Raw genomic sequence first — 9,584 nt, forward strand, 5'->3', positions numbered from 1 at the left:
GAGCTTTCGTCATGAATGAAGTAGTGACGAACGTCGCCGGCGTTAACGGAATGAGAGATAAACCAGGGTGGTACCGCGCCACTGCGCCCCTGCAGGATATTTTCCTGCGGGGGATTTTTTATCCTCGAAGTAACGCCAAAACGGTTTTTAATAGAGAAAGGATGATATTCATGAAACGCTCCCAGGAATTAATTCAAGAAGAAAGTCATTATTTTGCGCCGGCCGGTCGGATTCCGTATTATCCGCTGGTCATTGATCATGCGCACGGTTCGACGCTGACCGATGTCGACGGTAACGAATACCTCGACTTGTTGACGAGCGCCAGTGCCTTGAATGTGGGGCACACACCGGAGCCGATCGTGAATGCCATTATCGCCCAGGTCAAGAAAATGATTCATTATACTCCGGCCTACATGTACCATGAGCCTTTGGTGCATCTCGCGAAAAAAATGTGCGAGATCACGCCGGGAGATTTTGAAAAACGCGTTATCTTCGGCTTGACCGGTTCCGACGCCAACGATGCTCTGATCAAGTTCGCCCGCGGGTACACGGGTCGTCCGTACATTATCTCCTTTGTGAACGCGTACCACGGCTCGACCTACGGTTCGATTTCCATGTCGGCGATCAGTCAAAACATGCGCCGCAAAATCGGTCCGTTGTTGCCGGGCTTCTACCATATTCCGTTTCCGGACAGCTATCGCGGCATGTACGGCAGCGCGGAACCGAATACGGTGGAAGAATATCTTGCGCCGTTGAAAGAAATGTTGGCGACCTACGTGCCGCCGGAAGAAGTGGCGGCGGTGGTTATCGAAACGTTGCAAGGCGACGGCGGCTTGTTGCAGCCGGTCGACGGTTACTTTGAAGCTTTGCAGAAGTTGTGCAAAGAGCACGGCATTCTCTTTTGCGTTGACGACACGCAGCAGGGACTCGGACGCACCGGCACATGGTGCTCGCTGGAACACTGGCACTTGGATCCCGACCTTGTCGTTTACGGTAAATCGCTCGCGGCGGGACTGCCGCTCTCGGCCTTGGTCGGACGCAAAGAGATTATGGAAAGTCTGGATCGTCCCGCGCATATATTCACGACCGGAGCCAATCCGGTATGCTGCGCGGCGGCGCTTGCGACTTTGCAATACATGGAAGACAATGATTTGCTTGCGGAAAGCACGCGCAAAGGCAGGATCGCGCGCGAGCGGATGGAAGATTGGCGGGAACGTTTCGACTGTGTCGGTGACGTTCGCGGCTTAGGCCTTTCGCTCGGCGTTGACATCGTCGCCGATAAAAAAGCGAAAACGAAAGATCCTCACGCCGCGCTCGTTATTTGCAACCGTGCCTACGAAAAAGGCGTCGTGATGATCGCTTTCGCCGGCAGCGTTTTGCGTTTCCAACCGCCGCTGACGATCACGGATGAAGAACTCAATAAAGCATTGGATGTTATCGAAGAAACCTTAACGGAATGGCAGGATGGCCGGCTCGCCGATTATGAAGTCGACGGGCAAGGCTGGTAAGGAGGGACACTATGGAACAAGTCAACTGGCGTAACGTAGTCAAGCTGAGCGGGGCGTACATCGCCTACCTCATCGGCTCGGGCTTTGCCACGGGGCAGGAAGTATTACAGTTTTTCGTTTCGTATGGCATGAACGGTTTGTACGGCGCGTTGATCAGTGCCGTTTTGTTCTGCTCCATCGGCGTGATCGTCATGCGCAAGGGACATGAATTGCAACTCGCACGGCCGTCACTGATTTTCCGTCATTACTGCGGCAATTACTTGGGACGCGCGATCGAGTATTTCACACTGCTCTTCATCTTTTCGATCGTCGTCATCATGATCGCGGGTTCGGGCGCCATCGCGGAAGAATATTTCGGCGTGCCGTCCGCGGTCGGTTGGCTCGGCATGGGCGTTGTCGCGATGATCACGGTGCTTGCCGGTTTGCGTCGCCTGGTCGATATCATCGGCGCGATCGGACCGTTTATCGTCGTCTTTACCGTCGCCGTCGGCATGTACACATTTTTCCATGATTTCAATTGGACGACTGCGCCGGTCGCGACGACGACAACCGCGCTCGCTGCCCGGCCGGTCGCGCACTGGTGGCAGGCGGGAGCATTATTCTTTTGCTACAACATGCTCGCCGGCATGGTCTTTTTCACCGAACTCGGCGCCCAGGCCTCGAGTCGTAAAGAAGCGGGTATCGCCGGTTTTTGCGGCGGCTTCTTCCTGATGCTGACAGTCGTCGGCATGCTGTGCGGCATGCTCGCCAACTTTGACGCCGTGATCGGTTTGCAAGTGCCGAATCTGTACCTCGGCGCGAAGATCAGTCCGCTGGTTGCTCTCGTTTTCTCCGTTATCATCATGCTCGGGATCTATTCGACCACCGCGCCGATGTATTGGCTGATCAAAAATGAATGCTTGAAAGTCGTTCCGCAGCGTTGGGAAATTGCACTGACCGTTGCGCTCGGCGTGGTATTTATGCTCGGCGGTTCGTTCCCGTTCGGTAAGCTGGTATCGCTCATTTATCCTTTTGTCGGCTACGTGGGCATCGCGCTGGTTCTTGTCGTCTTTGCCCGCACGCTCTTTAAAAACTCGTCCAATGACGCGGAAGGTGATGTAGAGACGAATTAAGAAATTACGACACTAAAAAAGCTCTCCCGAGGGAGAGCTTTTTTAGTTGTTTGGAGAATTAGTAAGATTAGGCTTCTTCCGCAACGGGACGAAGCACGGGGCGGGTAAAACCGAGACCGAGATCGCGTACCATCACGCGATCCGCTTTGGGATCCCGACCGCCGGTAGTGAGGTAGCCGCCGACCATAATGCCGTTCAAACCGGCATTCAAAGCGTACGCCTGCAGATCGCGCAAGTTTACTTCGCGACCGCCGGCGGTGCGGATCAAAGCCCGCGGCAAGATGAAACGGAAAACCGCAAACGCGCGCAGAATTTCCAGCGGCGAAAGCGATTTGTTGTTTTCAAAAGGAGTGCCTTTAATCGGATTTAAAATATTGAGCGGTATGGAATCGACACCGAGTTCTTTCAGCGCGAACGCCATTTCAACGCGCTGTTCATTCGTTTCGCCCAAGCCGAAAATCCCACCCGAGCAGACGCGAATACCGACTTCCTGCGCCGCTTTCAATGTCGTCAATTTATCTTCGAAAGTATGCGTTTGGCAAATGTCCGGGAAATGGCTCGGAGCCGTTTCAATATTGGAATGGTAACGGGTGACTCCGATATCTTTGAGTTGTTGTAATTGGTCTTTGGTGACGAGTCCGAGCGAGCAGCAGATTTCAATGCCCACTTCGGCACGGATGCGCTTGAGCGCGCGCACGATGTTTTCAAATTCGCGCGGATTGCCCTGGTTGCGTCCGCTGGTGACAATGGAGAAACGTACCGCGCCGGCCGCTTTGGCTTTCTTCGCGGCATCGACTAAGACGTCTTCATCGAGGAGGGGATATTCTTTCACTCCGGTATTGTAGTGAGAGGATTGCGCGCAAAACGCGCAGTTTTCCGGACAACGGCCGCTGCGCCCGTTGATGATTGCGCAAAAATCAACACGATGACCATTGTACTTCTGACGAATTTTATCCGCCATCGCCATTAAAAGCATCGTATTTTCATCGCTGGTGTTGATTAGGGAAATGCCTTCTTCTTTTGTAATTTCACCGCCGTCAAGAACACGGTCGGCCAGCGCAATAATTTGCGCGCAATTTGCGTCCATCATTCCACCCCGTTCATGCTACAATCATTTCCTTGCTTCTTGTGTTTACTTCTATATTTTAACCACATTAACAATATAAGTCAACAGTAAAAATTTTATCGGTTTACAAAAAAGATCTGCGCCGATAATTTGCGTTCTTTCTCTGTCATGTTTTACAATAAAGCTATTAATGGAGGAACACATGACAGCTACCAAAGAAGCGCCGTTATATTTGCGGCTGTATCGCGCGATGCGCGACAAAATAGAAACCGGTGTTTGGCCGGCCGGCATGCGGTTGCGTTCGGTACGTGCGCAGGCGGCGGAGCTCGGCGTCAGTAAATTTACCGTTGAACGTGTGTACAGTCGGCTCGCGAGCGAGGGCTATATCGTAGCGAAAAATCGCGCGCGCTTTACCGTGATGCCGCAACTGACGATCCGACAATCTCCGACGCGACCGCAGCCGCGCGCCAAAACCGAAGTCACGTATCGCTATGATCTGGCGCAAAGCGGCATGGATCGCGACGGCTTTTTATTCGCCGCGTGGCGGCGTTCACTTGCGCGGGTGTTCCGCGATGAAAAACGGTTGCTGCGTTACGGCGATATTCAAGGTGAGCGGGAACTGCGCGAAGCGTTGGCGCAGTACGGAGCCCAAGCTCGGGATACGCGGGCGTATGCCGACGACATCATCATCGGTTCGAATACGCAGCAATTACTGCGAATTTTAGCCAGCCTTTTGCAAACGGAGTACGGGGAAGTTTTGTTTGCGGAAACGGAATTTCCGTTGGGCGTGGATACGATGAGCGATGCGGGATTTACCGTGCGCATGTTGTACGGCGGACACGCGGAACTTTTGCAGCCGCCGTTGCAAAATGCCCGCAAGCGCATTCTTTACGTGTTACCGTCGCTGGCGTATCGCGCGGCGGATGTGATGCCCGCGCAGATCCGCGCGGAACTGTTGTCGTGGAGCGAGCGCACGGACGGACTGATTATCGAAGACGATTTTGACAGCGAACTTTCTTACTACGGCGCACCGGTCGCCTCGTTGCAGGGGATGGGCGACGGCACGCGCGTCGTCTATATCGGAGCGCTTTCCAAAGTGCTGCCGCCGTCGTTGCGTTTGGCGTACATGATTTTACCGCCGGACTTATTGAAACGTTTTCTGGCGCGGCGCGAGTTATATCGTCAGACGGCGTCGGTGGCGGAGCAGCTGGCGCTGGCGGATTTCATTGAGCGCGGGCACTTCACGCGGCAAATTCGCCGTTTGCGTAAACTGTACGCGGAAAAAGGAGAGCTGCTGACGAACGCATTACAGCAAACCTTCGGTGACGCGATACGGATCGACGCGCCGACCGCGGGCATTTATTTGCCCGTGTACGTCAAAACCACCGCGTCTTGTGCCGCCTTGGTTCGCGCCGCCGCTCGGCGCGGGCTGCATTTACGCCGGGTGAAACCCCAGCATAATGAACCTGCCAACGAACGCATGTTACTGCTTTCTTTCGGTGAAATTGAGCGTGACGATATACCCGACGTCAGCAGAATATTATACGCGACGTATCAAGATACTTTGAAGGAGGCCTGAGATGGCGAAACGATTTCGATTTATTCACTGTGCGGATTTACATTTAGGAACGCCGTTGGCTATCCGGGAAGCGCCGTCACGGTACTGGGAAAAAACATTGCGGGAAGCGACTTTTCAAGCGTTTCGCAACATTGTCGATACGGCGATCGAAAAGCGTGTCGCCGCGATTGTGATCGCCGGTGACGTATATAATTCGGCGGACCACAGCTTACCGGCGCAGCTGGAATTTTCGCGCGAGCTGTTTCGCGCGGCCAATGCGGGCATCAGCACGTTTATCGCGCACGGCAACCACGATCCGGTGAGCGCGTGGCAGGCGCAGGTGCCGTTGCCGCCGACCGCGCATGTGTTCAGCGCGGACAAAGTGGAAGGCTTACCGCTCGTGGTGGAAAATGAAACCGCCGCGATGATTTACGGCCGCAGCTACGCGACGATGCACACGGACGGTCGCTGGGCGCCGGATTATGTGCGCGGTGAAAGCGATCCGTACGCGATCGCCGTCATGCACACGCAGGGACCGAAAGCGGCGGCGGACGGGCCGTACGCGCCGCTCAGCTGGGACGAGATCCGCCAAAGCAGGATCGATTATTGGGCGCTCGGCCATGTGCACACGCGCGAGGTATTATCGGAAGATCCGTATGTCGTCTATCCGGGCAACGCGCAAAGTCTGACGGCGGCGGAAACCGGCCCCCGCGGCTGCTACCTTGTCGAAGTGGGCAGTCACGGCACGACGATGCTTGAATTTATCGCGACCGATGCCATTCGCTCGGAAACATGGGAGTTTTCCGTGACGGATCTGACGGACGTGGAGATGTTCATCCAAGCGGTGTTGACAAAGCGGCAGGAGCGTCGTCAGGAAGTGGGCAAACCCTTGCTCGTGACCTTGGTCGTGAACGGGCGCGGCGCGCTGCATCAGGTGTTTTCCGATCCGGCGGCGCGACAGTCCATTTTGGCGCGCTTAAATGAAGAAGAAGAAATGAAACATATCTTCGTGTATTGCCGCGCTCTTTTAGATCAGACGACGGCGGCGGTCGATTGGCAGGCACGGCGGGAAATTCCGGACGCGACGGGCGATTATCTGCGCTCGGTGGATCGACTGCGCGCCATGTCGCCGGAGGAGCGGCATTACGCGTTGCGACAGGCCGTCGCGGCGCGACCGGAATGGGAACGCTACGCGCGTTACTTCGGAGAACTCAGCGACGAACGCTTGGAAACGGCACTCCGTCGCGCGGAAATAACGGGTGCACAACGAATATTGGGGGACAACGGCGATGAAGCTGACTGATTTACAATTGCAACGATACGGCATTTATCAAAATGTTTCCTGGCAGCCGCCGGCCGCCGGACTGACCGTTATCTGCGGTGAAAATGAAAGCGGCAAAACGACGCTGCTGCAATTTGTGCGCGACATGCTGTTCGGTTATCGCCGCGGCAAACGGCGCGGCCGCAAAGGCAATTTGGCGGTCGAGCTTGCGAACGGTCGCGTGTATCGCATTCATCGCGATGAAGGGGAAACGAAAGTCACGGACGATCGTCTGGAAACTGTCATCGGCGAACCGGCGGATTTGTGGTGGAACGGTTTGGATCGCAATACGTATGAGCAGGTTTTCGCGATCGGACTGGAAGATCTGCAGGGAGCGGCGATTCTCGCTCAAGATGATGTCCGCGCCGGTTTTTTGAGCATGCAGGGCGGCGAGCAGCTGGCGCGCACGCAGCGGGAAGTGGCGAACGCGCGGGAAGAGTTGCTGGTGGCGTCACCGCAGGGCAAACGCGTCATCAATCAATTGTTGAACGATTGGCAAAAGGCGCAAAATGATGTCGCGGCGCTGGCCGGGGAAGAAGAAGAATTCGCCTCCATTCGTCGCGAACAAAACGAAGTCGATTCGCAAATCAAAGCGGCGGAAGAAGCCATTGCCGCACTCGATGTGCGCGATCGCACGATGGATAAACAGATCGGCGCGTGGGAATACTATCGGGAAGGCATCGAAACGAAACGGCGCCTGGATTTGTGCAGCACGATCGAACATTTTCCCGCCGACGGTAAAGAGCGCTGGAATAAATTGGTGCAGCGTATGGCGGATGTCAACGAGCAGCGCGAAGCGGTACAACAAAAACTCGCGGCGATTGCGCCGACCGCGCGGCAGGATGTGGTGACGCTTGAACCGGAGCGCGATGAAATCGCCACGCTTTATCGGGAAAGCGAACGTTGGCGCGAACTGCAACAAGAACAGGTCGCAAAAAACGAGGCGCTGGCCGCTTGGCAGCAGGAATTCGCGGCGCGCACGGAAACCGTGGCCGCGTGGCCGATGGCGGAGACTGCGAAACTCGGCACCGTCGACTGGACGAAAGGGCGGGAGCTTGCGGCGCAGTTGCTGCGACGTGATAACGAACTGCATTACTGGGAAAATGATGAGCCGGTGATCGAAGCCGCGCAGGAAATCAAAACGGATGACGTACCGCGCCTGACCGATGAAACTGAATTCCAAAAATGGGAGCAGGAAGGGCAGGAAATGCTGCTGCTCGCGCGTGAAAAGAAGCACTTAACCGATGAAATCGAGTGGTTGGAAACACTGCCGGTCAAGCGGTATTCCGCGTTTTTCTGGCTGGGATTTTTACTCGTTCTGGGCGCGCTCGCGGCGTTTTATCTTTACTTCACCGGCGGTCTCGGCATGGAAGCGCTGTACATCGTCGGCGGCGCGTTGGCGCTTTCCCTGCTGTGCTTTTATTGGAACTATCGCAAGAGCCATCAAAATGAATACCGTCTGACCAAACTGAACGCGCGACTGACGGAACTGCAGGGGCGGCAGACGGAATTGGCGCAACATCTGGAACTTGCCGTGCCGGAAACGGAAGGCGAACTCGAAAATTTCCGGCAGGAACTGGAAACGGCTCGCCGTGATTTTTACCGTTACCAAACGCAACTGCAGGCGATCTCCTGGCAGGCGGAAAGCGAACGCCGGCAACGCTTGGAACACGAAAAATGGGCCGCGCGCGGCGCGAAATTGCGCGCCGATCGAGAAGTTTCCGAGGAAGCGTGGACGAAGTGGCTGGCGGCTGAACATTTGCCGCCGACGGAGGCGACGGAACTCGATTTACGCCAGGCGCAATGGCAGGAACTTTTTACGGCCAAGGGCGAAGGCGAAATTTTGCGCGTGCAGTTGGAGCGGATTGACCGGCAATTGACCTCCTACACCGAGCGAACGGCATCGCTTTTGCAACGCATCGGCGAAACCGCGCCGGCGGCACCGGAAACGATCATCGAATTGGCGGATCGCTATCAGGAGCAGATGCTGCAATGGCAAAGTTTGCAGGAAAAAAATCGGCGCCATGAAGAATTATCTAAAGAAAAAGCTTTGCTCGATGAGCGCTGGACATTGTGCGAGAACGAAATGAACGCGTTGCTCGCGTTGGTGAACGCCAAAGACGCCGCGGAGTTCGTCGATAAAGTGAGCGCGTATGAAGAATGCGACCAGCTGCGCAAAGATTACGAACGCGTACGGCAAAATCTGCGACTGTACGCGGGCAGCGAAGCAGAATTTAACCGCCTCTGGCTACAGCTGGAAACCGGCGCGTATGAAACGTGGCTGGATCGGCGCGATCAGTACGAACGCTCGCTCAGTCAGCGCAAAACCGAACTCACGCAACTGCGCCAACGGGAAGGCGCGCTGCAAAGCGAATTGGCGCGTTTGATCAAAGACGATCGCCTCACCAAAGCGCTGGAGCGTCGCGCCCAAGTGGAAACGCAACTGCAGACGGCCGTGGACGATTACCTCGCGCTCGTCGTGAGCGAATACCTGCTTGATGAAGCGCGTCGCGCCTATGAAGCGGACGGCAAACCGAATGTGATCGCGCGCGCCGGACAGTACCTCTCGCAAATGACGAGCGGCCGCTACACGCTCGCGCTGACCGCTGAAGGCGTCGTACAGACTATTGACGGCACGCATGGCACGAAGGAAGCCGCGATCTGGTCCAGCGGTACCGGGGACCAGGTGTATCTCGCCTTGCGCCTGGCGCTGGCGCTTGCGTTCGGCGAAAAAACGGAACCGATGCCGATTGTTTTAGATGATATTTTCGTGCGCTTTGACGAAACGCGGCAGCGGGAAACATTACGTTTTCTGCTGGCATTCGCGCGGACGCGACAGGTATTGCTGTTCACCTGCCACCAACGAACCGCGGAATTGGCCAAAGAAGTGGATGCGGACAATCACGGCCATTACTATCGTTTGCGTTCCGGCACAATCAGCGCGGAATAAAATAAAAAAAGCGAAGACAATGTCTTCGCTTTTTTTTGTATCTTTTATGATCATCCGACGTAAAAAAAT

The 9,584-nt window shown here is 55.5% G+C and carries 6 protein-coding genes; 5 read left to right on the forward strand and 1 reads right to left on the reverse strand.

Annotated features, from left to right (window positions below; translation table 11 throughout):
* The first annotated feature begins 170 nt into the window (after window positions 1-170).
* Both RDN69_RS05095 and RDN69_RS05100 read left to right on the forward strand, forming a co-directional pair.
* Complete coding sequence (locus RDN69_RS05095; protein ID WP_288218312.1) at window positions 171-1,508, forward strand: aspartate aminotransferase family protein; 1,338 nt, start codon at window positions 171-173, stop codon at window positions 1,506-1,508.
* A gap of 11 nt (window positions 1,509-1,519) precedes the next feature.
* Window positions 1,520-2,620, forward strand: a complete 1,101-nt coding sequence (locus tag RDN69_RS05100; protein ID WP_288218313.1) for a hypothetical protein — start codon at window positions 1,520-1,522, stop codon at window positions 2,618-2,620.
* 67 nt (window positions 2,621-2,687) lie between these two features.
* On the opposite strand, the gene bioB is transcribed toward RDN69_RS05100, so the two are convergent.
* Window positions 2,688-3,707, reverse strand: a complete 1,020-nt coding sequence (bioB, locus tag RDN69_RS05105; protein ID WP_288218317.1) for a biotin synthase BioB — start codon at window positions 3,705-3,707, stop codon at window positions 2,688-2,690.
* Window positions 3,708-3,888: 181 nt separating this feature from the next.
* On the opposite strand from bioB, the gene RDN69_RS05110 reads away from it, so the two are divergent.
* Genes RDN69_RS05110 through RDN69_RS05120 form a run of 3 tightly spaced genes read left to right on the forward strand, consistent with a single transcriptional unit; the run spans window position 3,889 to window position 9,515 of the window.
* Window positions 3,889-5,265 carry a PLP-dependent aminotransferase family protein gene (locus RDN69_RS05110; RefSeq protein WP_288218314.1) on the forward strand — a complete coding sequence of 459 codons (1,377 nt, stop codon included), beginning with the start codon at window positions 3,889-3,891 and terminating at the stop codon, window positions 5,263-5,265.
* A 1-nt stretch (window position 5,266) separates the two neighbouring features.
* Window positions 5,267-6,547, forward strand: a complete 1,281-nt coding sequence (locus RDN69_RS05115) for a DNA repair exonuclease (protein WP_288218315.1) — start codon at window positions 5,267-5,269, stop codon at window positions 6,545-6,547.
* Entirely contained in the window at window positions 6,504-9,515 is a 3,012-nt protein-coding gene (locus RDN69_RS05120; protein WP_288218316.1) for an AAA family ATPase, read from the forward strand. Before RDN69_RS05115 ends, RDN69_RS05120 begins: the two co-directional genes overlap by 44 nt.
* Window positions 9,516-9,584 lie beyond the last annotated feature (69 nt).

This window comes from uncultured Negativicoccus sp. (assembly GCF_902480485.1).
In the GTDB taxonomy this organism is placed as follows: Bacteria; Bacillota; Negativicutes; order Veillonellales; family Negativicoccaceae; genus Negativicoccus; species Negativicoccus succinicivorans.

Excerpts from the sequence above, each read along its gene's own strand:
- RDN69_RS05095 (WP_288218312.1), top strand. The coding sequence starts at position 171 with ATGAAACGCTCCCAGGAATTAATTCAAGAAGAAAGTCATTATTTTGCG.
- bioB (WP_288218317.1), bottom strand. The coding sequence starts at position 3,707 with ATGGACGCAAATTGCGCGCAAATTATTGCGCTGGCCGACCGTGTTCTT.
- RDN69_RS05100 (WP_288218313.1), top strand. The coding sequence starts at position 1,520 with ATGGAACAAGTCAACTGGCGTAACGTAGTCAAGCTGAGCGGGGCGTAC.
- RDN69_RS05115 (WP_288218315.1), top strand. The coding sequence starts at position 5,267 with ATGGCGAAACGATTTCGATTTATTCACTGTGCGGATTTACATTTAGGA.
- RDN69_RS05110 (WP_288218314.1), top strand. The coding sequence starts at position 3,889 with ATGACAGCTACCAAAGAAGCGCCGTTATATTTGCGGCTGTATCGCGCG.